The sequence below is a fragment of the Phycicoccus sp. DTK01 genome (assembly GCF_017312765.1).
GTDB lineage: Bacteria > Actinomycetota > Actinomycetes > Actinomycetales > Dermatophilaceae > Phycicoccus > Phycicoccus jejuensis.
Genome location: NZ_BOPU01000007.1, coordinates 26,443 through 49,676, shown reverse-complemented (window position 1 = coordinate 49,676; position 23,234 = coordinate 26,443). Strand labels below are relative to the sequence as shown.

Genomic DNA, 23,234 nt, shown 5'->3' with positions numbered 1-23,234 from the left:
CGTCCGCGACACGCCGACGGGGGGTGCCGGGTCCGCTCGAGGGTGCGGACCCGGCACCGCTCACGCGTGCGGGAAGGAGGTCTTCGCCGGGGCCTCGAGGTCCGCGCGGTGGTTGCGGATGAGGTCGAGGTTGCGGTCGCGCAGGTGGTCGAAGCCCTGCCCGACGTTCGAGCCGGGGGTCAGCGAGGCCAGCGCCTCCGCCGGGTCGAGCCGCGCGGACACCCAGCCCTCGTGCGAGGCGGCCTTGGCGGCGATGTGCCCGATCGGCGTCACGACGTGGCTGTTGCCGAAGTAGTGCACGCCCGCGGCGTCGGTGCCGGTGGCGTTGGCCCCGATGACGTAGACGTGGTTGTCGTACGCCCGGGCCCGCGAGGTCAGCTCCCAGACGTCCGCCGAGCGCAGCAGCGCCGACGGGCGGGCGATGACCTCGGCGCCCTGGACGGCCTGGATGCGGGAGAGCTCCGGGTAGTCGCCGTCGAAGCAGATGATCATCCCGATCCGGCCGAGCTCGGTGTCGACGACGGTCACCGTGTCGCCCGGGGTCACCCAGCCGCCGCCGGAGACCGACTCGGAACAGAACGGGTGCGTCTTGCGGTAGATGCCCCGGACCTCGCCGCTGGGGTCGACGAGCACCGACGCGTTGTAGACGACGTCGGGGCTCGGGCCGCGCTCGTAGGTGCCGAAGACGAGGTGGATGCCGAGCTCGGCGGCCAGGTCGGTCAGCCGCTGGGTGATGGGGCCGGGCAGCTCGGAGACGAGCTCCCACAGCTCCTCGGTCGGGCAGCCGGGGGTGAACCCGGTCGTGCAGGACTCGGGGAGGACGACGAGCTCGGCGCCGGTCGCCTCGACGCAGCGGCGTGTGTACTCGATGCAGCGGTCGATGTTGGCGGTGACGGTCTCGGCGGTCAGCGGGGCCGCGACGGGCGCGACCTGGACGGCGGCGGCGGTGAAGGCGCGCATCAGCGGGCCCGCCCGATCCGGGCGCCGAGCGCGACGCCGACGAGGGCGACGACCGCCCCCGCGACGCCGGCGAGGACGAGGTCACGCGCCGACGCGGCGCCACCCGCGCCGCCGGAGCCGGGGGCGGAGGCCGCCTTCCCGACGAAGGTGGTGCCCACCGGCGCCTCGCTCGGCACCGCGACGGCGTCGGCGGACGCACCGGGCGGCGCGATGACGGGGGTCGCCGGGCCGTCGCCGGCGATGTCGGCGTCGAGGGCGCTGAAGAACTGGCCGGCCATCTTCTTCGTGACGCCGGCGAGCATCCGCTGGCCGACGCCGCCGATCGTGCCGCCGACGGTCGCGTCGGCGTCGTAGGAGAGGTCGGTGCCGCCGTTGGCCGCCGGCGACAGCGTGACGCGCACGTCCGCGTCGATGGTGCCGGGTGCCCCGGACCCGTTGGCGCGCAACGTGAGCGCCGAGGGCTTCTCCATGTCGGTCAGCGCGACCTCGCCCTGGTAGGTGCCCTTGATGGCCGCGACGCCCGCGGTGACCGTCATCGCGTAACGGTCCTCGCCGACGGTGCGCAGGGCCTCGCAGCCGGGGATGCAGCGGGCGAGGACCGCGGGGTCGAGGATGGCGGCCCAGACCTGCTCGACGGGGGACTCGAGGGTGGACGAACCGGAGATCTTCATGACGCACCTTCCAGGGCGGCGGGGACGGACGAGTGCTGCCGGCGCAGCTCCCACAGCTCGGCGGGGCTGATCGGCATGGAACGGATGGGGAAGCCCTCGGCGTCCTCGACGGCCGAGGCGATGACGGCGGTGACCGGGATGGTCCCGGCCTCACCGGCTCCCTTGAGCCCCAACGGGTTGAGGGGCGAGGGGGTCTCGAGGTGGTCGGTCTCGACGTGCGGGACCTCGGAGGCGTAGGGCACGAGGAAGTCCATGAACGAGGCGTTGAGCAGCTGGCCGCCCTCGTCGTAGACCATCCGCTCGTAGAGCGCGCCGCCGACGCCCTGCGCGACACCGCCGTGGACCTGGCCCTCGACGATCATCGGGTTGACCATGACGCCGCAGTCGTGGATGACGCAGTAGCGCAGGATCCGGATCTCCGCCGTGACCGGGTCGGTCTCGACGACCGCCGCGTGCATCCCGTTCGCGAAGGTCGCCTGGGTCGGCGAGTAGAAGTCCTGCCCCTCGAGCCCGGGCTCGTCGTCGTCGGCGACCGGCGGCTTGTCGGGGTCGAAGGTGCCGGCGAACTGGGTGGCCGCCTGGGCTGCCGTGTCGAACGCGTAGCGCAGCGGGTTGGACATCACCGCGATCGTCTTGAGGTCGATGCTCGTGCCGGGCGCGCCCTTGACCGAGATGACGCCGTCGGTGATCTCGAGGTCGTCGGGGGAGACCTCGAGCGCGTCCGCCGCGATGCGGAGGGCCTTGTCGCGCACCACCTTCGCCGCGAGGGCGACGGCGTTGCCGGACATCACGGCGCCGCGCGAGGCGAAGGTGCCGACCGCGTACGCCATCCGCCGGGTGTCACCGGTGGTGACGTGCACGTCCTCGAGGCGCACCCCGAGCTGGTCGGCGACGATCTGCGCGAGCACCGTCTGGTGGCCCTGGCCCTGGGTGGTCAGGCCGGTCGCGACGTTGACGCGCCCGTTGGTCTCGACCTGCACGTGGCCGCCCTCGTAGGGGCCGACCCCGGTGCCCTCGACGTAGCAGCCGATGCCGAGCCCGACCTTGCGGCCCTCGCGCGCGGCCTGCTCGCGGTAGGCGGCGAAGTCGTCCCAGCCGACGAGGTCCTTGAGCTTGGCCAGCGACGCGGGGAAGTCGCCCGAGTCGTACTTGAGCGGCCGGCCGTCCTGGAACATCAGGCCGTGGTCGTAGGGCATCTCGTCCGGCTGGATGAAGTTGCGGCTGCGGACCTCGGTGCGGTCCAGGCCGAGGTGCGCGGCGATGGCGTCCATCGTCCGCTCCATCGCGTAGCAGCCCTGGGGGCGGCCGGCGCCCCGATACGGCGTCACGAGAACGGTGTTCGTGTAGAGCGACCAGAACTCGACGCGGTAGGCGCCGGGCTTGTACGGGCCGAGCAGCTGGGTCGCCGTGATGATCGGGACGATGATCCCGTAGGGCGTGTACGCGCCGTTGTCGTGCCAGAAGCGGACGTCGAGGGCGAGCAGGCGGCCGTCGTCGTCGAAGCCGACGGTGACCTCCTGGAGCTGCCCGCGCTCGTGCGCGCTCGAGACGAAGTGCTCGCGGCGGTCCTCGGTCCACTTGACGTCGCGGCCGAGCCGGCGTGCCGCCCACGGCACGAGGACCTCCTCGGGCCACGGGTGCATGATCTTGACGCCGAAGCCGCCGCCGACGTCGGGGGTGACGACCTCGACCTTGGCCAGCGGCATCTCGAGCTTCGCGGCGACGGCCGCGCGCACCCCGGTGCTCGTCTGCGTCGAGGAGTAGAGGCGCAGCGACGCGTCGTCGGCGTCCCAGCGGGCGTAGACGCCCTTGCCCTCCATCGGCATGCAGGCGCTGCGCTCGATCTCGAGCTCGAGGGTCAGCGTATTGGGGGCCGCCGCCATCGCGGTGTCGACGTCACCGACCTCCTGGAGCAGGTTGGCCGCGACGTTGCCCGGGGCGTCGTCGTGCACGAGTCGCTCTGCGGCGCGGGCGTTCTCGAGCCCGACGATCGGCTTGAGCGTCTCGTACGTGACCTGGATGCGCCCGCAGGCGTCCTCGGCGACGTAGCGGTCGCGGGCGACGACCATGACGACGGCCTCGCCGACGTGGTTGACCTCGCTCTTCGCGAGGCAGTAGCCGGTGCGCGGGTGGGTCAGCGCGGGGTGGGGGATGAGGACCGGCAGCGGCTCGCCGACGCGTCCGTCGAGGTCCTCCCACGTGTAGACGGCCTCGACGCCGTCGAGCTCCCAGGCGTCGTCGATGTCGATGTCGACGACGCGGGCGTGCGCGTGCGGGCTGCGGACGAACGCGGCCTGCAGCGCGCCGAGCCCGAGGTCGTCGAGGTAGCGGCCGTTGCCGGTGAGGAGTCGTGGGTCCTCGCGGCGCTGGACGGGCTCGCCGACCTGGCGGGTGGTCATCGGGTCTCCTCCTCGCGCTCGTGGACGATCTCGGAGGCGCGCACGACCGCCTTGACGATGTTCTGGTAGCCGGTGCACCGGCAGAGGTTGCCCGAGATGGCCTCGCGCGCCTCCTCCGGGGTCGGCTTGGGGTTCTCGTCGAGGTACGCGGTGATGGTCGTGACGAAACCCGGTGTGCAGAAGCCGCACTGGAGCGCGTGGCACTCGGCGAAGGCCTGCTGCACGGGGCTGAGGTTCGCCGGGTCGTTGCCGATGCCCTCGACCGTCGTGATCTCGTGCGCCTGGGCGGTGACCGCGAAGACGAGGCACGCGCGGGCCGGCTCGCCGTCGAGGAGCACGGTGCAGGCACCGCACACCCCGTGCTCGCAGCCGACGTGCGTCCCGGTGAGGCCGAGGTCGTGGCGCAGGAAGTCCGACAGCAGTCGGCGGGCGGGGGCGCTCGCCGTCCGGCGGACGCCGTTGACCGTCAGGGTGATGTCGAGCAGCTGCTCCGTGGCGGCGTCGGTCATGCCGCTCCCTCCGTCGGGGTGGTCGTCGTGGTCAGGACCCGCCGGGTGAGCTCGGCGGCGAGCATCCGCCGGTAGTCGGCGGGGGCGTGGATGTCGGACTCGGGGTCGACGTGGGAGCGGACGAGCTCGACCACGTCGTCGAGGGGGAGGTCGCGGGCCGACCGGCCGGCGAGGGCCGGGCCGAGGTCGAGCACGTCGGGCACCGGGGTGACCGAGACGAACGAGGCGCGGGCCGAGGTGACGACGTCGCCGTCGAGCCCGACCGCGAGGGCGACGCCGGCGAGGGCGTAGTCGCCGGAGCGGCGGGCCGACTCGACGAAGCCCGTCCGCGTGCCGGCGGGCAGCCGGCCGAAGCGCACGGCGACGACGAGCTCGTCCTCGGCGAGGGTGGTCTCGAGCGGTCCGGTGAAGAAGTCGGCGGCGGCGATCTCGCGCCGGCCGCGCGGCCCGGCGGCCTCGACGACGCCGTCGGTGAGGACGGTGACGGCGGGCATCTCGCCGGAGGGGTCGGCGTGGGCGATCGAGCCGACGGTCGTGCCGCGGGTGCGGATGGCCGGGTGGGCGACGTTGCGCAGGGCCTGGGGCAGGAGGGGGAGCGCGGCGGCCGCGCCCTCGTGCCGCTCGAGGCCGGCGTGCCGGACGAGGGCGCCGACGCGCACGTGGGTGTCGGTGACCTCGACGGTGTCGAGCCCGGCGACGCCGTTGACGTCGACGAGGTGGGCCGGCGAGGCGAGGCGCATCGAGAGCAGGGGGATGAGGCTCTGGCCGCCCGCGAGCACCTTGCCGTCGTGCCCGACGTCGCCGAGGACGGCGACCGCCTCCTCGAGCGTGCGGGGTGCGTGGTGGACGAAGGGGGCGGGCTTCACCTGGTCGATCCTGCCTCTCGGGTGGGCGCCGCGGTAGGGGCGGGGCCGGTGGGTGGGGTGGGGTGTGCGGGTCGTCCGGGAAAAGCAGTGCGCCCCGCCCGGTGCGGTGCCCGGGCGGGGCGCACGTGGTCGGTCAGGGGCGGCTGTCGCGCCCGGGGTCGCGGGAGCCGCGGCCGCCGGGGTAGCCGTCCTGGTAGAGGTCGTCGATGCCGTCGCTGTCGCCGTAGACGTGGTCGCCGACCGCGACGAGCGTGCCCTCGGCGTCCTTGCGCAGCTCGGCCGGGGCGAGCGCCCGGGCCAGGTGCCAGCCGGCGACCGTGACGATGGTGCCGAGCGCGATGCCGCCGAGCGAGAAGTCGTCGGTCACCTTGAGCTCGACGTTGCCGATGCCGATGATGATGCCCGCGGCGACCGGGACGAGGTTGATCGGGTTGCCGAAGTCGACCCCGTTCTCCTTCCAGATCTTCGCGCCGAGGAGGCCGATCATCCCGTAGAGGACGACGGTGATGCCGCCGAGCACGCCGCCCGGGACCGACGCGACGAGGGCGCCGAACTTCGGCGAGAGGCCGAAGAGGAGCGCGACGATCGCGGCGACGTAGTACGCGGCCGTCGAGTAGACGCGGGTCGCGGCCATGACGCCGATGTTCTCGGCGTAGGTGGTCGTCGGCGAGCCGCCGACCGAGGTCGCGATGACCGTGCCGATGCCGTCGGCGGCGATGGCGCGGCCCATGACCGGGTCGAGGTTGGCGCCGGTCATCTCGGCGACGGCCTTGACGTGGCCGGTGTTCTCGGCGATGAGGGCGATGACGGCGGGCAGGACGAGCAGGATCGCGGTGGCGGAGAAGCTCGGCAGGTGCCACCCGACGACCTCCTTGCCGTCCGCGGCGACCATCGTCTGGCTCGGGAAGCCGAACCATGCGGCGTCACCGACGCCCGAGGTGTCCCAGCGCAGGTGGGTCGTCGCCTCGGTGGCGCCGCCGAGCACGGAGGTGATCTGGCCGACCGTGTGGTCGAGGACCCACGAGAGGAGCGTGCCGAAGATCAGCGCGAGGAAGATCGCGACGCGGCCGATGAAGCCCTTGAAGGCGACGGCGACGACGATCGTGAAGAGCATCGTGAGGAAGCCGACCCACTGGTCCTGCGGCCAGTAGATGCCGGCGACCACGGGGGCGAGGTTGAACCCGATGAGCATGACGACCGCGCCGGTGACGACCGGGGGCAGCACCTCGTGGAGGACGCGCGAGCCGAGGAAGTGGATCGCGACGCCGACCGCGGCGAGGACGAGGCCGGCGACGAGGATCGCACCGGTGACCTCGGCCGAGTCGCCGCCCTGCGCGCGGACGGCCGCGACGCCGCCGACGAACGAGGCGGAGGTGCCGAGGTAGCTCGGGACCTTGCCCGAGACGATGAGGAGGAACGCGATGGTCGCGATGCCGCTCATCATGATGGCCAGCTGGGGGTTCAGCCCCATGACCAGCGGGAAGACGAACGTCGCGCCGAACATCGCGACGACGTGCTGGGCGCCGAGCCCGATGGTGCGACCCCACGAGAGGCGTTCGTCGGGGGCGACGACCTCACCGGGGCCGAGCGACGCGCCGTCGCCCTTGACCTTCCATCCGAGACCGAGGGACATGCGGTGACCTCTTTCGCCGGGGCCGCGTCGGTGACGCCGCTCACAGGGTTTGTGATACCGGGAACCTAGTGACCGGTGTGGGAGGACACCCTCAGCAATCTTTGACAGCCGGATGCCGCTTCGGTTGGCAACCTGCTGTCGCTGTGGTCGTGGTGTCACACGCCCGGGTCGGTCGTGTGACGCGCGCGTGTCCAGCGGCGTGTCGGGCGGGCGAGGATGGCCGGGTGCACTCCGTGGAGCTCCTCCTCGACGACGCCGGCGACGCGGCCGTCGTCGCCGAGTGGGGCGCCCTCGCCGACGCCGGGCTGCCGAGCCAGGCGCAGCACCGCGGGGCGTCCAACCGCCCGCACGTCACGCTCGTGACGAGCGAGGGCTGGCCCGGGCGTGAGGCGGTGGTCGACGCGCTCGCGGACCTGCCGCTGCCCACGCGGCTCGGGGCGCCGGTCGTCTTCGGGCGGGGGCCGTTCGTGCTGGCCCGTCTGGTCGTGGTGACCGCCGGGCTGCTCGGGGTGCAGTCCGCGCTCGGGGGTCTCCTGGCCCCGGTGTCGTCGCCGCTCGTCGAGCCGGGCCGGTGGGTCCCGCACGTGACGCTCGGCCGGCGGCTGTCGGCATCCCAGGTGGGGGAGGCGCTCGCGCTGCTCGACGACGGGCCGGGCGAGGTGGTGTTCGACGCCGCGCGGCACTGGGACTCCGTCGCCCGCGAGACCGAGGAGCTCACTCCGCCCCGCGATCCGGCCGGCGCCCGTAGCGTCGACGGATGACGTCCCGCCGCTTCGACTTCGCGTTCGACCCCCGCTACCGGATCGCCGGGCTGCCGTTCGGCGTGCTGCCGGCGACGACCTGGGTCGAGGTGGGCGACGGGCGGCTGCGGGCGCGGTTCTCGTGGTGGACCCTCGACTCCTCGCTCGCCAACGTGGCGGGGGTGGAGCAGTCGGGCGGCTACGCGTTCGTCAAGACCGCCGGTCCGCCGCACCTGTCGTTCACGGACCGGGGCGTCACCTTCGCCACGAACGGCTCGCGGGGAGTCTGCGTCTCGTTCCACCGGCCGGTCCCGGCGATCGACCCGACCGGGACCATCCGGCACCCCGGCGCCACGTTCACGGTCGCCGACCCGGACGGCTTCGAGGCCGCCCTGCGTGACGCCTGAGCCTCCGCACCCCGGCGTGGCGCCGCGGCCTCCCGGCCGCCGTCAGGGGCGCGTCGTGCCGTGGACCGCCAGCGCACGTCGGGCGTAGACCCGCGGGGCGATCCTCGGGACGAGCACCCGCGGGACGAGCGGCGCCGAGCGGAGCATCGTCGCGAGAACCTCCGGGTCGCCCTCGTAGGCGAACATGCCGACGACGAGCGGGAGCGCACTCCGGGGCACGCCCGCCGCCCCGGCGGCGCCGACGGCGTGCCACTCGGCCTCGGTGAGGTGGACCGCGGCGAGGGGGAGCAGGTGGCGCTCCTCGAACTCGAGGTGCTCCGCGAGGAGGAGGTGGAGCTCGCGCAGCGCGGCGGCGAGGACGGCCCCCGAGCCCTTCGCCGCCTCCGGCGACCAGTCCCGGCGGGCCGCGGCCACGCGCTCGAGGGCGTGGTCGATGCCCTCGTGCTGCGACTCGGCGACGTCGAGCAGTGCGGCGTGCGGCGGGGCGAGACGGGGACGCAGGACGGGCCAGAGGAGCTCGTCCTCGCCGCTGTGGTGGTGGTGCAGGACGTCGGCCAGCAGGGCGAGGTGCTGCTCGACCCGACGGGCCTGCCGGCGGTCCCCGTGCGCGACCCGCTCGACCGCGGGCGCGGCCAGGCGGAGCTCACGCAGCAGCGCGGTGTGCACGACGAGCATGTCGCGGACGTCGACGCCGGGGGCGGGTGCCGCGTCCCGGGTGGTGGCGACGGGGGGCGTCGGTTCGTCACCGGCGTCCGAGGCCGACGAGGGCAGGGCGCACGCCCAGCGCGCGGCGCGGTGGTCCCACCAGCAGTCGCTGTCGTGAGCGTGAGCGTGGGCGGGGGTCAGGTCGATGAGGCCGAGGGTCTGTCGTGAGGTGGTGTCCATGGCACGAGCGTCCGGTGTGCGGGGGCGTGGGCCCATCCCAGAAAGGTGGGGACCTGTGCGCCTTCGGCTCCGTCCGGGGTCGGCCGGGGCGAGACTACGGCCATGGGGACCGGCCGCGTGGCGAGGCCCGGCCGGTGGCGAAGCCTGCGCGACCGGCTGGAGGAGTCGCTCGCACCGACCCTGGAGCCGACCGTGCTCGCCGAGCGGGTCTACGCGGCGGTGGCCGCGCACGCCCCCTACGACTTCGCGTGCCTCGCCTTCACGGATCCCGCCTCGGGGGTGGTCACCTGGGCGTCCAAGACCCGCTCGCTGGGGGTGGGCGACGAGGAGTTCTCGGCGTCGGAGTACGGCGGGCCGGACGTCAACAAGCTCGCGGACCTCGCGCGGCGTGACCCGCCGGTGGGGGCCCTGTGGGTCGACACGGACGGGCGTCCGGAGACGTGTCGGCGGCACCGTGAGTTCATGCACCCGCGGTTCGGGTTCACCGACGAGCTGCGCGCCGTGTTCGTCAGCCGGGGCGCGAGCTGGGGAGCGCTCGGCGTGTACCGCGGGCCGGGCGACCCGCCCTTCACGCAGGCGGAGGCCGACGAGCTCGGCGCCGCCTGCCCGACCATCGCCTCGGCGATCCGCCGCAGCCTGTTCCGGCCGGTGCCCGCGACCGGCCCGACCGGCCCGACCGGCCCCGCGGACCCGGGGGTGGCCGTCGTCGTCGTGGACGACGCGGACCGCCCCACGCTGGCCACGCCCGGCACGCAGGCGGCGATCGAGCAGCTCGGTGGCCTCGAGTCGGGGTCGCTGCCGGCGAGCGTCCTCGCGGTGGTGGCGACCACGCGCGCGGGGGGAGAGCCGTTCCAGAGCCAGGTGCGGACGACGGACGGGCGCTGGCTCAGCGTCCGAGCGGCGCCGCTGACCCCCGGCGGACCCACGGACCTCGCCCCCGCGGGCCGGATCGTCGTCAGCATCGACGCCGCCCCGCGCTCGGCCGTCAGCCGGATGGCCCTCGCCGCCCACGGGCTGAGCCGGCGCGAGGAGGACGTGGCCGTGCTCGTGCTGCAGGGGCTGGACACCCGGGCGATCGCCGCGTCGCTGCACCTCTCGCCCCACACCGTGCAGGACCACCTGAAGTCCGTGTTCGCCAAGCTCGGGGTGTCGAGCCGGCGCGAGCTGACCGCGCGGCTCGTCCTGGAGTGACCGACGGGCCGACCGGCTGGGCACGCCTCTCGCGGTGCGTCGACGTCAGAAGGGGGGAGGGGCGGTCGACGTCGGCCGGCGTGACCGGTGGCGCGGCCGGACGACACAGGTCATCGGGACGCGCGGGCGGACGACGTGGACGCGGCAGGCCGGGGCGCGGTGCGCGTGCTCGAGCTGGTGCTCGACGGCCGAGTGGGGGCCGTCGGGCAGGACGAGCCGCGGCATGCCGCGGGGCGGGGGACTGGCATCGGTCCCGGTGTCCGGCAGCACGGTGAGACCGAGCCGGTCGGGCGGATGGGTGGTCCGGACCCGGCCGGTGGGGTCGGTCCAGGTCATCGTGGCGTCCGGGTGGAGGACGGCCCGCCAGCCTGGGCGCTGCTTGGTGCGGTGGTGCCGACGGCACAGGCAGACGAGGTTCGAGGCGCTGGTTGGCCCGGTGGGGAACGGGACGACGTGGTCGAGGTCGCAGAACCGGGCGGCGACGTGGCAGCCGGGGAAGCGGCAGTGCTGGTCGCGGTCGCGGACGAAGGCCGCCAGCCGGGCGCCGGGTCGGTAGGCCGCGGTGGCGAGGGTGTCCTCGGGATCGACGGGCGCGCCGGTGGTCGGGTCGCAGCGGAGGAGGGGCGTCGCGTCGGCAGCGTCGGTGCCGCCGCTGCGGTCGAGGGCCGCGGCCAGCCATCCGCGGGGGACGAGGACCGAGGCGCCGGGGCGCAGGCCGGTGACCTCGACGAGGTCGGCGTCCGAGACGACGGCGGCGGGCTCCACTGAGTTCCGTTCGGCGGCAGCGGTGGACCCGTTCGGAGTGGCAAGGACGACCCGGACGTCGATCGTGGCCTGTCCGATGACGAGGTCCGTGAGCGCCTTCGCGCGGGCGCGGTCGATGCGGTCGCAGACCCCGTCGGCGACGTACTGCTGGGCGAGCCGGTCGATGGCCGCCCACGCCGCGCAGGCCTCTTCGGACGGGAACGTGCCGTGCCAGGTGTCGACGCCCGGCTCGTCGACCCACCGTTGCAGGGAGGACTCCGAGCGGGTACGGATCGCGCGCTGCCGCAACAGGTCCGGCGAGATGCGGCTGAGGACGCGGCGCACCCGCCGCCTCAGCACCGGCGCGGCATCGCGGTCGAGGTGCTCGTTGATGGTCGCGACCACCGTCGCGGCCACGTCGGCGGGCACCTCCTCGAGCTCGTGGGCGACGACCTGGGCGCGGAAGGCGTCGAGCCGGCCGGCGGCCATCGCGTCGTGCAGCCCGCCGAGCCCGGTGTGGGTGCCGGTCCCGTCCGGGCCGTCGGCCGCGCGCCGGACGGCGTCGCGGACCCGACGCTCCGCGGCGACGGACGAAAGGCACAGGACGCCGGAGACGATGGCCGGCGCGTCGAGGGCGACGTGCCCCGGCGCACGACGGCGCCCCACGAGCGTGCCGTCCTCCTCGATCTCGGTCTCCAGCGCGGCCAGGGCGACGATCGCGCTGTCCTGCAACGCTGTCGCGACGTTGACGAGGGCCTGCAGCTCGCCGACGAGAGCCGCGCAGTCGCCGAGCGAGCCACCGACCGGAGTCGGGGGCTGGGTCTCGACGAGGAGCTCGCGGGCAGCGAGGACGGCCGCTGTGACCTGTGCCGGGTCGAGCATGAGCACCCCCTCGTTGCGAGGGTCCCAGTCTATCGAAAGCCTGTTCGAACCGCAAGAGCGAGATCGTCCAATCATGCTGTCGGCCAGTGCTTTCCATCATGTCCGAAGGGATCAGCCTGGATGATCGCACCTGGGCGCAATCAACCTCGGCGTCGGCCAGGTCGACGTCGTGAGCGGAAGGCGGTGTCGGGGCTTCGTGAGTACGCCATGATGCCGACATGGTTGTCTGGCGACGACACGGGGCGGGTGAGTGGTGGCGACGTCGCGTCACGATGCGATCTGGCGGTCACCGGTCGGCGCCAGCTCGCTGTCCGCGCGCGCGGACAGGCGCCGCTCTGGCCCTGGCCGTCGCGGTCTTCTCCGGGTGCGAGAGCCCAGAGATCGGTGGGCTGAACGTCCGCAACGGCACTGAGGAGACGATTCGGGTCGTCTTCCTCTCACCCACGCCTGCTCGGACTGGTGAACCCATCGAACCGGGACTGCAAGTGGCCACGGGGTTGGCGTACGGAGACAACTGCAGTCGATGGGCGCCGCTGGAAGTCATCAACGCGCGTGGCGAGCTCATCGCGCGCACGGGGTCTCCGTGCGGCCTGAGGACGTGGGTCATCACGACGCCGACCATGGCGGTTCGCAACCAGACGGGTGTGGTCCTGAGCGTCGGGACACGAACCGCGGGCCTTGGCTCCGGCGTCACGGTCCAGCCCGGCGACACGGAGGAGGTTCCCGTGGCCACCGACTCGCATGGCTGCGCCGCGGGCGTCTCCTACGTCGCTTGGGGACCGACCGGCGAGGAGCTGGCCACGACGGAGCAGCCGTGCCTCGGTGACGACTGGGTTGTCTCTCTGCCCTGAGTCGACCTGCCCCACTCCGCCGCCGGCCGACCTCGCTCAGAGCGGCGTGAGCAGATGTGCACGTCGAACCTGCAGTAGCGGATACACGCTGTGCGCCCGTTGGAGATGCTCGCCCGGAGATGCTTGTCACGGCACCCTCGGACGCCCCACTGGTCTCCCATCGGCAGCGTCTGGCTGTCAGAGGCCCTTCATGCGGTGGACGCGCAGCGCGAGGGCGAGCGTGAGGCGCAGCTGGGGGTCGGTCGTGAACGGGCCGAGCATCCGCTCGAGCTTGGCGATGCGGTAGCGCAGCGTGTTGTAGTGGAAGAACAGCCGGCGCGCGGTCTCGGCGACGTTGAGGTTGGTGTCGATGAGCACCGACAGGGTGTTGCGCAGGTCGGCGTTCTCGGGGACGTCGTCGGTCGCGAGCTCGCCGAGGCTCTCGGTGACGAAGCGCCGCAGGTCGGCCGAGTCGGGGACGAGCGCGAGCAGGCGGTAGATGCCGAGCTCGTCGAAGTGCGCGAGCCCGGAGTCGCCGTGCACCTGGCGCCCGACGTGCACCGCCGTCAGCGCCTCGTCGTAGGCGCGGGGCAGGTCGGCCGGCGAGGTGACGAGCCGCGAGACACCGGTGGTGAAGGTGCGCCTCCCGCCGCCGCCGTCGCCGCGGACGACCCGCGCGAGCTCTGCCACGGGTCGCAGAACGGCCTCGGTGTCGGCGTCCTCGTCGACCGGCAGGAGCACGACGACCTCCTGGCTGAACCCCGCGACGGCCACGGAGGTGTCGCGCGAACGCACCGCCTGGGTCCACGCCCGGACGAATCGGTCCTGGAGGCCGCGCACCTCCTCGGCACTGCGGGTCGTCGCCGAGTCGTCCTCGTCGGTCTCGGCGGCGACGACGACGAGCGGCCGGTCGACCCGCCACCCGAGGGACGCCGCGTGCGAGGCGACGTCCGCGGGGTCACCGGCGCGCCCGGCGAGGGCGTCGCGCAGGAACTCCGCGCGGTACTTGCCCTCGACGGCGGCGACCGCCTGCTCCTTCGTGATGGCCAGCGCCGCCACGGTCGCCGCCCGCTCGAGCATGTGGACGTCGGTGCGGGACAGGGCCGGACCGGGGGAGTACGCGCCGAGCATCCCGAGGTCGGACGAGCCCGCGACGATGCGCACGAAGGCGCGGGTCGGGTCGGCGCCGCGGTCGGGGTCGCGCCAGCCGACGGGCTCGTCCTCGACGAGCAGGCGCCCGGTGCGGTCGAAGCAGGCGAGGTCGGTCACGTCGTCGACGCCGTCGAGCGAGCCAGCCTGCGACAGCAGGCGGCCGTCGGTCGTCGTCACGGTCGCCGCGCCGCCGAAGAACCCGGCGACGGCCTCGGCGACCTGCGCCAGCCCCCCGCCGTCGAGCACGACGTGGACGAGGACACGGTGCACCTCGTCCTCGCGGGCGAGCAGGGCCCGCTGGTGCTCGACGAGGGCCGCGAGCTCGACCGGGTCCGCGCTCTGCTCCGGCGGGACGGCTGGCAAGGTCTGTGCGCGATCGGGCCCATCGTTGGCAACTCTGACCATCCGGGCACTCTAGCGGCGTCACTAGCGTCTCGGTATGCCCATCCCGGACCCCACCGCCGCGCCCCGCGTGCTGGCCGGTGCGGTCTCGCCGCTGACCGCCGACCTCGTCCACGGTCCGCCCCGACGCGCCGAGGTGCTCGCTGCCGGCCGCGTCGGCGTCTACCTGCGGCTCGACGGGCGCGTCCTCCCGGTGCTCGGCCCGGACGCCGTCGCCCTCCCGTCGGCCCTGCGGGTCACCGAGCCCCTCGACGTCGCCGCCCTCGCCCCGGGGGACGCGGTCTTCGTCGGCGAGGGGAGGGTGCGCCTGCCCACAGCCACGGTCGTCGCGCGGCGCACCTGGCGTCCGGCGCGCGTGCCGACGGGGCACCTCGGCCTCGACGACGGCCGCGTGGCCGCGCTGCTGGCCGCCGCCACCGTGGAGGCTCCGGGATGGCTCGTCGCCGGCACCGCGGGCGCCGTCTCCGATGCCGAGCCGGAGGTCGCCGTCCGCGCCCTCGTCGGCCGCGGGCCGGGGCTCACCCCGAGCGGGGACGACGCCCTCGCCGGCGCACTCCTCCTGCACCGCGCCGCGGGCGTCCCCTCCGACGCGCTCGCCGCCGCCGTCCGTGGGCGGCTCACCGCGACCACGGCGGTCTCGGCTGCCCTCCTCGAGGGCGCCGTCGACGGCTGGGCCACGCCGGACGTCGTCGCGCTCGTCTGCGCCGTCGCCCGCGCCGACGCCGCCGGCGTCACCACCCATCTGCCCGCCGTCCTCGCGGTGGGGCACACCTCCGGCCGCGACGTCGTCACCGGGCTCGCCGCCACCCTCGCCGTCCTGGCACCCACCGGAAGGATCGCCGCATGACCGTCCACGTCGAGCTCCGTCGAGGGGCCTACCACGACTCGGTGAGCCTCATGCAGGTCTCCCGCAGCGTCGCCGGCTCCCCGGGGGTGCAGGCGGCCCAGGTCGCGATGGCCACCGAGCTCAACGTCGACGTCCTGCGCCAGATGGGCTTCGAGGTGCCGGCCGACGCCGGGCCCAACGACATGGTCGTCGCCGTCCGCGCGGACGACGAGGCCGGCGTCGAGAGCGGCCTCGCCGCCGTCGAGGACGCCCTGCGCGCCCTCTCCGCCAGCTCGTCCGACACCGGCGCGGCCGACGAGGTCCCGCCGGCCACGCTCGGCTCGGCCATCCGCCGGGCCGGCGCCGGCCTCGCCGTGGTCTCGGTCCCCGGCGCGCACGCCGTCACCGAGACCTACGACGCCATCGCCGCCGGGGCCTCGGTGATGCTGTTCTCCGACAACGTCTCCGTCGAGGACGAGGTCGCCCTCAAGGACGCCGCGGCCGCCGCCGACGTCCTCGTCATGGGGCCGGACTGCGGCACCGCGCTCGTCGGCGGGGTCGCGCTGGGGTTCGCCAACGTCGTGCGCCAGGGCCCGGTCGGCATCGTCGCCGCGTCGGGCACCGGTGCGCAGCAGGCGATGTGCCTCCTGGAGGCCGCGGAGGTGGGCGTCAGCCACTGCCTCGGCGTCGGCGGTCGCGACCTCAAGGCCGCCGTCGGCGGTCGCTCCACGCGGCAGGCGCTGCGGGCGCTCGCCGACGACGCGTCGACCGAGTGGGTCCTCGTCGTCTCCAAGCCCCCGGACGACGCCGTGCTCGAGACCGTGCGGGCGGAGGCGGCCGACCTCGGCCTGCGCGTCCACTGGGCGACCCTCGGCGCCGGCCGCCCCGACCTCACCGCCGCCGTCGAGCAGGCGCTCGCCGCGGAGGGCGTCACCGTCCCGACCTGGCCCGCGACGACCGCCACCCCCGAGGACGCCGGCCTCACCGTCGGTGCGGCCCTGCGCGGCCTCTTCTGCGGCGGGACCCTGGCCGAGGAGTCGCTGCTGGTCGCCACCGAGACCCTCGGCCCGATCGCGTCCAACCTCGGCCACGAGCCGGCGCTGGGCGCCGACCTCACGGACACCGGGCACGTCGTCGTCGACTTCGGCGCCGACGAGCTGACCCGCGGCCGCGCCCACCCGATGATCGACCCGACCCTGCGGATGGAGCGGATCGCCGCCGAGGCCGCCGACCCGACCTGCGGCGTCCTCCTGCTCGACCTCGTCCTCGGGCACGGCGCCCATCCCGACCCCGCCGGCGAGCTCGCCGACGCCGTCCGCGACGCCCGCGACACCGCGCACGCCGACGGCCGAGCGCTGCCGGTCGTCGTCTCCCTCACCGGGACCGACGCCGACCCCCAGGGACGCAGCCGCTGCGCCGAGGCGCTCGCCGCGGCCGGCGCGTCCGTCTTCCTGTCCAACGCGGCGGCCACCCGGCACGCCGTCTCCCTGCTCGGAGGTGCCCGATGACCGCCCCGCTCCGCGGCCTGCTCGCTGCCGACCCCGTCGTCGCGACCTCCGGCGTCGCCCTCTTCGCCGACGCGCTGCGCGACCAGGCCGTCCCGGTCACCGACGCCGGCTGGCACCCGCCGATGCCCGGCACCGAGGACGCCCTCGCCCGGGTCATGGCCGACCCGCGCCGCGAGGAGGCGAACGCCACCGCCCTGGCCCGGATGACCGCGGCCGAGGCCACCCTCGTCGACGTCGCCCCCGCCTCGGAGGCCCTCGGCCTCGAGCGCGGTACCTTCCTCCACGCCGGCCCGCCCATCACGTGGGAGCGCGCGTCCGGGCCGCTGCGCGGCGCCCTCATCGGCGCGGTGCTCCTCGAGGGTCTCGCCGAGACCGCCGAGGACGCCGAGCAGCGCCTCGCGGCAGGCGAGTTCGAGCTCGAGCCCTGCCACCACCGCGGCGCGGTCGGGCCGATGGCCGGCGTCGTCAGCCCGTCGATGTGGACCTACGTCCTGCGCGACGAGGTGCACGACAACACCTCGTGGTGCTCGCTCAACGAGGGCCTCGGCAAGGTGCTGCGCTACGGCGCGTACGGCCCCGAGGTCGTCGAGCGCCTGCGCTGGATGGGCGACGTCCTCGGCCCGATCCTGCGCCAGGCCGTCCGCAGCACCGGCCCCATCGACATCCGCGCGATCGTCGCGCAGATGCTCCAGATGGGCGACGAGGGCCACAACCGCAACCGCGCCGGCTCGCTCATGCTCCTGCGCGAGCTGCTGCCCGGGATGATCACCGCCGACGCGTCGTCGGCCGACGTCGCCGAGGCCGTGCGCTTCTCGGGGGCGAACGAGCACTTCTTCCTCAACCTCGGCATGCCCGCCTGCAAGCTGGCGACCCTCGCCGCCGAGGGCATCCCCGGGTCGAGCGTCGTCACGACCATGGCGCGCAACGGCACCGACTTCGGCATCCGCGTCTCGGGCACCGGCGACCGCTGGTTCACCGGCCCGGCGAACACGCCGCAGGGGCTCTTCCTCGGCGACTACGGACCCGAGGACGCCAACCCCGACATCGGCGACTCGGCGATCACCGAGACCGGCGGCATCGGCGGCTTCGCGATGGCCGCGGCGCCGGCCATCGTCCGGTTCGTCGGCGGCGACGTGCCGTTCGCCCTCGCCGCGACCCGTCGGATGTACGAGGTGACCGTCGGCGAGCACCCGGTCTACCAGGTGCCGGTGCTCGGCTTCCGCGGGACGCCGGTCGGCATCGACGTCACCAGGGTCGTCCGCACCGGCGAGCTGCCCCAGATCAACACGGGGATGGCCGGCCGTGTCGCGGGCACCGGACAGGTCGGCGCCGGTCTCGTCACCCCGCCCGAGCAGTGCTTCACGCAGGCCGTCGAGGCGCTCGCGGAGGCCGTCCCCCGCTGACCGGCCGCCGTGCCGGCCTCAGTCAGCCGCTCGTCGCGTCGAGGAGCTGGAGCAGGTCGTGCGCGGCCAGCTCCACCTCCTTGTGGCGCCACTCCGAGGCCCGGTACACGCAGGCGATGAGGGCGCTGCGGTGCACGCGGCGGAAGTCCCCGGCGACGAAGGCGTAGCGCGCCTTCGTGCCGTCGGCGGCGCCCTCGGTCAGCCCGAGGTGCCACGCGGCGTACTCCGGCCAGGAGTGGCGCTCGAGGAAGGCGTTCTGCGCGGCGGCGTCCGGCTGGACCGCACCCCAGTCGCTGTCGAGCACGTACTGGTGGGCCGCGATGCGCGCCCGCACGTGCTCCACCGCCTCGTCGTTGACCCGGTAGACCGCCACCCCGACCACGCTAGCCGCGCGGCGGGACGAGTGGCGTGCGGTCGCCGACGGAGGTCGTGCGCGACCGGACCCATCCGGACCCATCCGGACCCATCCGGACCCCCGGACCGTTCCGAACGACTCGTCGTGACCGGCTCCTGGCAGAGGAGGACCGGCCACGGGTGCCGGTGGGGCGGCGTAGCAGAGGGGCCGCCCCACCGGTGCTCCCGTGCCCGGCGTGGTCCGGACGTCGTCCCCACCCCCGTCGCGTCGATGGGAGGATGGGCGGGTGAGCGCCACGACACTCGACGGCAAGGCCATCCTCGCGACGATCAAGGACGAGCTGCGCGCCCGCGTGGCCGCGCTCGCGGAACGCGGCGTCGTGCCCGGGCTGGGCACCGTCCTCGTCGGTGAGGACCCCGGCAGCCAGTGGTACGTCGGCGCCAAGCACCGGGACTGCGCGGAGATCGGTATCCACTCGATCCGCCGTGACCTGCCGGCGACCTCCTCCCTCGACGACGTGCTCGCGGTCGTCCGCGAGCTCAACGCCGACCCGGCGTGCACCGGCTTCATCGTCCAGCAGCCGACCGGCCTGGACGAGAACGCGATCCTGTCGGCGGTCGACCCGGCCAAGGACGTCGACGGGCTGCACCCGACGAACCTCGGGTGGCTCGTGCTCGGCGAGCCGGCGCCGCTGCCCTGCACGCCGGTCGGCTGCATCGAGCTCCTCCGCCGCTACGACGTGCCGATCGCCGGCGCGAAGGTCGTCGTCGTGGGCCGCGGCCTGACCGTCGGCCGTCCGCTCGGGCTCATCCTCACGCGGCGTTCCGAGAACGCCACCGTCACCCTGTGCCACACCGGCACCCGCGACCTCGCGGCCGAGGTGCGCCAGGCCGACATCGTCATCGCCGCGGCCGGCGTGCCCGGCATCGTCACGGCCGAGATGGTCAAGCCCGGTGCGGCCGTGCTCGACGTCGGCGTCTCGCGGATCGTCGACGAGGAGACCGGCAAGGGCCGGGTCGCCGGCGACGTCGCCGACGACGTGTGGGACGTCGCGGGCTTCGTCAGCCCCAACCCCGGCGGGGTCGGGCCGATGACCCGCGCGATGCTCCTCTCCAACGTCGTCGAGGCCGCCGAGCGTGCCGCCGGACTGCACCCCGGGGGTGGCTGAGGTGGCCGTCCCCGGAACGCACCCGATGGCCGCGAGGACGTGGACGGCCGCCCCCGTCGTCGCGCTCGTCGCCCTCGCCCTGACCTGGGGCCGCGACATCGGCACGCTCGTCGTCGTCCTCGTCGCGATCCTCCTCGCCCTCGCCGTGCTCGCCGCCGTCCACCACGCGGAGGTCGTCGCGCACCGGGTCGGGGAGCCGTTCGGCTCGCTCGTCCTCGCGGTCGCGGTGACCGTCATCGAGGTCTCGCTCATCGTCACGCTCATGCTCAGCGGCGGCGACGAGGCCGCGACGCTCGCGCGCGACACGGTCTTCGCGGCGGTGATGATCACCGTCAACGGCATCATGGGCCTCTCGCTGCTGCTCGGGGCGCGCCGCTTCGGCTTCGCGCGCTTCAACGCCGAGGGGACCGGCGGCGCGCTGGCGACGGTCGCGGCCCTCGCGGCCACCTGCCTCGTGCTGCCGACCTTCACGACCGGCCAGCCCGGCCCGGAGTTCACCGGCCCGCAGCTGGTCTTCGCCGCCGTCGCCTCGCTCAGCCTCTACGCGGCGTTCGTCGTCACCCAGACCGTCCGCCACCGCGACTTCTTCCTTCCCGTCACCAAGCAGGGCAAGCCGGTCACGGACGAGGACTCGGAGGACCACGCCGACCCGCCGACGAACCGCGAGGCGACCGTCTCGCTGGTCCTGCTGCTGCTCTCGCTCGTCGGGGTCGTCGGCCTCGCGAAGATCGAGTCGCCGGCCATCGAGTCGGCGGTCCTCGCCGCCGGGCTGCCGGTGTCGTTCGTCGGTGTCGTCATCGCGCTGCTCGTGCTCCTGCCCGAGACGATCGCGGCGGCCAACGCGGCGCGGCGCGAGCGTATCCAGGTGTCACTCAACCTCGCGATGGGGTCGGCCATGGCGTCGATCGGCCTGACCATCCCGACCCTCGCGGTGGCGTCCATCTGGGTGCCGACGCCGCTGCACCTCGGGCTCGGGCCGACGCAGATCGTCCTGCTCTCGATCACGATGATCGCGGCGGTGCTGACCGTCGTGCCGGGTCGCGCGACGCGGCTGCAGGGCACGGTGCACCTGACGCTGCTCGCGGCCTTCTTGTTCTTGTCGATGTCCCCGTGACACCCGTCGAGTGAACAGAACACGCCGTGCAGCCCGAGGGCCGCACGGCGTGTTCTGTTCACTCGACGGGCTGAGCCGCCGGGGCAACCGGGCTCAGATGAGGCCGAGCTCCTTGACGGCGTCGCGCTCACCGACGAGCTCGGCGACCGAGGCGTCGATGCGCCCGCGCGAGAACTCGTCGATCTCGAGGCCCTGGACGATCTCCCAGCGACCGCCGGAGACGGTGACGGGGAAGGAGGAGATGATGCCCTCCTGCACGCCGTAGGAGCCGTCGGAGCGGACGGCCATCGACACCCAGTCGCCGTCGGGCGTGCCCTCGACCCAGGTGCGGGCGTGGTCGATGGTCGCCGACGCGGCGGAGGCCGCCGAGGAGGCGCCGCGGGCGTCGATGATGGCGGCGCCGCGCTTGGCGACCGTCGGGATGAAGGTGTTCTCGAGCCAGTCCTGGTCGCCCACGGCCTCGGCGGCGTTGCGGCCGCCGACCTCGGCGTGGAAGAGGTCGGGGTACTGGGTCGCCGAGTGGTTGCCCCAGATCGTCATCTTCCTGATCTCGGTGACCGGCACGCCGAGCTTCGCGGACAGCTGCGAGATGGCGCGGTTGTGGTCGAGGCGGGTCAGCGCCGAGAAGCGCTCGGTGGGGATGTCGGGGGCGTTGCTCATCGCGATGAGGGCGTTGGTGTTGGCCGGGTTGCCGGTCACGGTGATGCGGATGTCGTCGGCCGCGACCTCGTTGAGGGCCTTGCCCTGCGGGGCGAAGATGCCGCCGTTGGCCTCCAGCAGGTCGCCGCGCTCCATGCCCGGGCCGCGCGGGCGGGCACCGACGAGGAGGGCGTGGTTGACGCCGTCGAAGACCTTCGTCGCGTCGTCGCCGATCTCGACCTTCGCGAGGGTCGGGAAGGCGCAGTCGTCGAGCTCCATGACGACGCCCTCGAGCGCCTTGAGGGCCGGCGTGATCTCGAGCAGGCGCAGCTCGACGGGCGTGTCCGGCCCGAGCAGCGCACCGCTCGCGATGCGGAACAGGAGGCTGTAGCCGATCTGGCCGGCGGCGCCGGTGACGGCCACCTTGACGGGCGTGGTGCTCACGGATGTAACCCCTTCGGACGAGCGAGTCTGGATGTCGGTTCGACGCTATCAGCGCGGCGCCCGACGCCCACAGGCACGGCCGGGTGGGGTTGGCCACTCCCACCCGCCCGGGGAGGGGTGCGGGTGAAAGGTGGCCGGCTCCGTCAGCGGGGTGCGTCGGGGTCGACGCCGTCGGCGACGCGGACGTCCTCGGCCTCGATCTCGCCGGAGATGTCGCGGTCACGGCGGTCGACACCGGTGATGAGGTGGAAGGTCGCGCCGGCGATGGCCGCCCCGAAGATCGGCGCCAGCCAGAAGACCCACAGCTGGCCGGGCGCGCCAGCGCCGTTGAAGAACGCGACGCCGGTGGAGCGGGCCGGGTTGACCGAGGTGTTGGAGATCGGGATCGAGACCAGGTGGATCAGGGTGAGCGCCAAGCCGATCGCAATGGGCGCGAAGCCCTCAGGGGCGCGCGAGTCCGTCGCGCCGAGGATGACGTAGACGAAGACGGCGGTGAGCAGCGCCTCGGCGACGAACACCGCGACGAGCGAGTAGCCGCCGGGGGAGTGCTCACCGAAGCCGTTGGCGGCGAGGTTCCCCTCCGCGCTGAAGCCGTCCTTGCCCCGGGCGATGCCCCAGACGGCGAGGCCGCCGAGCAGGCCGCCGACGACCTGGGTGACGACGTAGGCCGGCACGTCGCGCCACTCGAAGCGCCGGGCGACGGCGACGCCGATGGTGACGGCCGGGTTGAAGTGCGCCCCCGAGACGTGGCCGACGGCGTAGGCCATCGTCATGACGGTGAGGCCGAACGCGAGGGCGACGCCGACGAAGCCGATGCCGAGCTGCACGCTCTGGCCGGCGACGACGTTGGGCGCGAGGTAGGTCGCGGCGAAGACGGCCGACCCGCAGCCACCGAACACGAGCCAGAACGTGCCGAGCAGCTCCGCACCGAGCCGCTGCACCATCGTGGGTGTGGTCATGGCGCTCAGTGTGGCGCGTCGGCGGCGCGGACGCACGGGTCCGTCGAGGGTGGGCCGGTCGTGTCGTGGGGTCGCTACGTTGGACGCAGCACCCTCGACCGAAGGAGAGACCGTGATCGACCACGGACCGCAGCCGTTCGTCACCGACATCGAGGCCGCGACGCTCGGCAACGACACCTATCGCTCGACGCTGTGGACCGGCGCGAACCTGCAGGTCACGGTGATGAGCCTCGAGCCCGGGCACGAGGTCGGCCTCGAGGTGCACGACGACCACGATCAGTTCCTGCGCCTCGAGGAGGGCACGGCCCGCGTCCAGATGGGGCCGGCCGCGGACGCGCTGACCTTCGACGAGACGGTCAGCGACGACTGGGCCGTCTTCGTCCCGGCGGGGTCGTGGCACAACCTCACCAACGTCGGTGACGGTCCGCTGCGGCTGTACTCGGTCTACGCGCCGGCGGAGCACCCGCACGGCACCGTGCACGCGACGAAGGCGGAGGCCGACGCCGCCGAGGCCGAGCACCACCAGCACTGAGCATCGCGCGTCGCC

21 protein-coding genes are annotated in these 23,234 nt (G+C 74.1%); 9 read left to right on the top strand and 12 right to left on the bottom strand.

All coding sequences use genetic code 11. The annotated features are described in order from the left end of the window. Positions 1–60: 60 nt before the first annotated feature. From J3473_RS14695 to J3473_RS14670, 6 genes are all read right to left on the bottom strand, one after another. Positions 61–960: a carbon-nitrogen hydrolase family protein gene (locus J3473_RS14695; RefSeq protein WP_207024588.1), complete on the bottom strand. Its 900-nt coding sequence runs from the start codon at positions 958–960 to the stop codon at positions 61–63. Beyond that, the gene (locus J3473_RS14690; protein WP_030528747.1) at positions 960–1,631 is read right to left on the bottom strand and encodes a carbon monoxide dehydrogenase subunit G; all 672 of its coding nucleotides are present in this window, start codon (positions 1,629–1,631) and stop codon (positions 960–962) included. The genes J3473_RS14695 and J3473_RS14690 overlap by 1 nt, the downstream gene beginning before the upstream one ends. Further along, on the bottom strand, positions 1,628–4,030 hold the full coding sequence (gene cutA, locus J3473_RS14685; protein ID WP_207024586.1) for an aerobic carbon-monoxide dehydrogenase large subunit: 2,403 nt from the start codon (positions 4,028–4,030) through the stop codon (positions 1,628–1,630). The genes J3473_RS14690 and cutA overlap by 4 nt, the downstream gene beginning before the upstream one ends. Continuing rightward, positions 4,027–4,539, bottom strand: coding sequence for a (2Fe-2S)-binding protein (locus J3473_RS14680; protein WP_207024583.1), 513 nt, complete (start codon positions 4,537–4,539; stop codon positions 4,027–4,029). Before J3473_RS14680 ends, cutA begins: the two co-directional genes overlap by 4 nt. Beyond that, a complete protein-coding gene (locus tag J3473_RS14675) occupies positions 4,536–5,405 on the bottom strand; it encodes a xanthine dehydrogenase family protein subunit M (RefSeq protein ID WP_207024581.1) in 870 nt (289 codons plus the stop codon). The genes J3473_RS14680 and J3473_RS14675 overlap by 4 nt, the downstream gene beginning before the upstream one ends. A gap of 133 nt (positions 5,406–5,538) precedes the next feature. Further along, positions 5,539–7,038, bottom strand: a complete 1,500-nt coding sequence (locus J3473_RS14670) for a uracil-xanthine permease family protein (protein ID WP_207024579.1) — start codon at positions 7,036–7,038, stop codon at positions 5,539–5,541. Between the two features lie 224 nt (positions 7,039–7,262). On the opposite strand from J3473_RS14670, the gene J3473_RS14665 reads away from it, so the two are divergent. Both J3473_RS14665 and J3473_RS14660 read left to right on the top strand, forming a co-directional pair. Beyond that, positions 7,263–7,799 (top strand): 2'-5' RNA ligase family protein, encoded by a 537-nt coding sequence (locus tag J3473_RS14665; RefSeq protein WP_207024577.1) that lies wholly within the window; start codon positions 7,263–7,265, stop codon positions 7,797–7,799. Further along, positions 7,796–8,185, top strand: a complete 390-nt coding sequence (locus J3473_RS14660; RefSeq protein ID WP_207024575.1) for a hypothetical protein — start codon at positions 7,796–7,798, stop codon at positions 8,183–8,185. The genes J3473_RS14665 and J3473_RS14660 overlap by 4 nt, the downstream gene beginning before the upstream one ends. A 42-nt stretch (positions 8,186–8,227) precedes the next feature. Here the strand turns inward: J3473_RS14660 and J3473_RS14655 are convergent, their stop codons facing one another. Next, complete coding sequence (locus tag J3473_RS14655) at positions 8,228–9,070, bottom strand: hemerythrin domain-containing protein (protein WP_207024572.1); 843 nt, start codon at positions 9,068–9,070, stop codon at positions 8,228–8,230. A 102-nt stretch (positions 9,071–9,172) separates the two neighbouring features. On the opposite strand from J3473_RS14655, the gene J3473_RS14650 reads away from it, so the two are divergent. Beyond that, the gene (locus J3473_RS14650; protein ID WP_207024570.1) at positions 9,173–10,261 is read left to right on the top strand and encodes a helix-turn-helix transcriptional regulator; all 1,089 of its coding nucleotides are present in this window, start codon (positions 9,173–9,175) and stop codon (positions 10,259–10,261) included. Positions 10,262–10,306: 45 nt separating this feature from the next. Here J3473_RS14650 and J3473_RS14645 read toward each other — a convergent pair whose 3' ends face one another. Then, entirely contained in the window at positions 10,307–11,887 is a 1,581-nt protein-coding gene (locus tag J3473_RS14645) for an HNH endonuclease signature motif containing protein (RefSeq protein ID WP_207024568.1), read from the bottom strand. Between the two features lie 1,028 nt (positions 11,888–12,915). Continuing rightward, on the bottom strand, positions 12,916–14,232 hold the full coding sequence (locus J3473_RS14640; protein WP_242525888.1) for a CdaR family transcriptional regulator: 1,317 nt from the start codon (positions 14,230–14,232) through the stop codon (positions 12,916–12,918). Positions 14,233–14,308: 76 nt separating this feature from the next. Between J3473_RS14640 and J3473_RS14635 the strand changes: the two genes are divergently transcribed. Genes J3473_RS14635 through J3473_RS14625 form a run of 3 tightly spaced genes read left to right on the top strand, consistent with a single transcriptional unit; the run spans position 14,309 to position 18,008 of the window. Continuing rightward, positions 14,309–15,118 (top strand): DUF2877 domain-containing protein, encoded by an 810-nt coding sequence (locus J3473_RS14635; protein ID WP_207024564.1) that lies wholly within the window; start codon positions 14,309–14,311, stop codon positions 15,116–15,118. Then, positions 15,115–16,605, top strand: coding sequence for an FdrA family protein (locus J3473_RS14630; RefSeq protein ID WP_207024562.1), 1,491 nt, complete (start codon positions 15,115–15,117; stop codon positions 16,603–16,605). The genes J3473_RS14635 and J3473_RS14630 overlap by 4 nt, the downstream gene beginning before the upstream one ends. Next, a complete protein-coding gene (locus J3473_RS14625) occupies positions 16,602–18,008 on the top strand; it encodes a DUF1116 domain-containing protein (protein ID WP_207024559.1) in 1,407 nt (468 codons plus the stop codon). Before J3473_RS14630 ends, J3473_RS14625 begins: the two co-directional genes overlap by 4 nt. A gap of 22 nt (positions 18,009–18,030) precedes the next feature. Here the strand turns inward: J3473_RS14625 and J3473_RS14620 are convergent, their stop codons facing one another. Next, positions 18,031–18,381, bottom strand: coding sequence for a hypothetical protein (locus J3473_RS14620; RefSeq protein WP_207024557.1), 351 nt, complete (start codon positions 18,379–18,381; stop codon positions 18,031–18,033). 268 nt (positions 18,382–18,649) lie between these two features. On the opposite strand from J3473_RS14620, the gene J3473_RS14615 reads away from it, so the two are divergent. Together J3473_RS14615 and J3473_RS14610 are read left to right on the top strand one after the other, a co-directional pair. Beyond that, positions 18,650–19,531 (top strand): bifunctional methylenetetrahydrofolate dehydrogenase/methenyltetrahydrofolate cyclohydrolase, encoded by an 882-nt coding sequence (locus J3473_RS14615; protein WP_030528734.1) that lies wholly within the window; start codon positions 18,650–18,652, stop codon positions 19,529–19,531. A 25-nt stretch (positions 19,532–19,556) separates the two neighbouring features. Further along, positions 19,557–20,645, top strand: a complete 1,089-nt coding sequence (locus tag J3473_RS14610) for a calcium:proton antiporter (RefSeq protein WP_207024782.1) — start codon at positions 19,557–19,559, stop codon at positions 20,643–20,645. A gap of 93 nt (positions 20,646–20,738) precedes the next feature. Here the strand turns inward: J3473_RS14610 and J3473_RS14605 are convergent, their stop codons facing one another. After that, positions 20,739–21,728, bottom strand: a complete 990-nt coding sequence (locus J3473_RS14605; RefSeq protein WP_030528732.1) for a malate dehydrogenase — start codon at positions 21,726–21,728, stop codon at positions 20,739–20,741. 143 nt (positions 21,729–21,871) lie between these two features. Then, positions 21,872–22,687 carry an aquaporin Z gene (gene aqpZ / locus J3473_RS14600; protein WP_207024555.1) on the bottom strand — a complete coding sequence of 272 codons (816 nt, stop codon included), beginning with the start codon at positions 22,685–22,687 and terminating at the stop codon, positions 21,872–21,874. Positions 22,688–22,799: 112 nt separating this feature from the next. Here aqpZ and J3473_RS14595 point away from each other — a divergent pair, with 112 nt between their 5' ends. After that, entirely contained in the window at positions 22,800–23,219 is a 420-nt protein-coding gene (locus J3473_RS14595; protein ID WP_242525887.1) for a cupin domain-containing protein, read from the top strand. Positions 23,220–23,234 lie beyond the last annotated feature (15 nt).

What these genes read in the sequence shown, in the direction of transcription:
- J3473_RS14695 (WP_207024588.1), bottom strand. Translation starts at nt 960, where the DNA reads ATGCGCGCCTTCACCGCCGCCGCCGTCCAGGTCGCGCCCGTCGCGGCC.
- J3473_RS14690 (WP_030528747.1), bottom strand. Translation starts at nt 1,631, where the DNA reads ATGAAGATCTCCGGTTCGTCCACCCTCGAGTCCCCCGTCGAGCAGGTC.
- J3473_RS14635 (WP_207024564.1), top strand. Translation starts at nt 14,309, where the DNA reads ATGCCCATCCCGGACCCCACCGCCGCGCCCCGCGTGCTGGCCGGTGCG.
- aqpZ (WP_207024555.1), bottom strand. Translation starts at nt 22,687, where the DNA reads ATGACCACACCCACGATGGTGCAGCGGCTCGGTGCGGAGCTGCTCGGC.
- J3473_RS14660 (WP_207024575.1), top strand. Translation starts at nt 7,796, where the DNA reads ATGACGTCCCGCCGCTTCGACTTCGCGTTCGACCCCCGCTACCGGATC.
- J3473_RS14680 (WP_207024583.1), bottom strand. Translation starts at nt 4,539, where the DNA reads ATGACCGACGCCGCCACGGAGCAGCTGCTCGACATCACCCTGACGGTC.
- cutA (WP_207024586.1), bottom strand. Translation starts at nt 4,030, where the DNA reads ATGACCACCCGCCAGGTCGGCGAGCCCGTCCAGCGCCGCGAGGACCCA.
- J3473_RS14610 (WP_207024782.1), top strand. Translation starts at nt 19,557, where the DNA reads ATGGCCGCGAGGACGTGGACGGCCGCCCCCGTCGTCGCGCTCGTCGCC.
- J3473_RS14625 (WP_207024559.1), top strand. Translation starts at nt 16,602, where the DNA reads ATGACCGCCCCGCTCCGCGGCCTGCTCGCTGCCGACCCCGTCGTCGCG.
- J3473_RS14655 (WP_207024572.1), bottom strand. Translation starts at nt 9,070, where the DNA reads ATGGACACCACCTCACGACAGACCCTCGGCCTCATCGACCTGACCCCC.
- J3473_RS14630 (WP_207024562.1), top strand. Translation starts at nt 15,115, where the DNA reads ATGACCGTCCACGTCGAGCTCCGTCGAGGGGCCTACCACGACTCGGTG.
- J3473_RS14645 (WP_207024568.1), bottom strand. Translation starts at nt 11,887, where the DNA reads ATGCTCGACCCGGCACAGGTCACAGCGGCCGTCCTCGCTGCCCGCGAG.
- J3473_RS14670 (WP_207024579.1), bottom strand. Translation starts at nt 7,038, where the DNA reads ATGTCCCTCGGTCTCGGATGGAAGGTCAAGGGCGACGGCGCGTCGCTC.
- J3473_RS14650 (WP_207024570.1), top strand. Translation starts at nt 9,173, where the DNA reads ATGGGGACCGGCCGCGTGGCGAGGCCCGGCCGGTGGCGAAGCCTGCGC.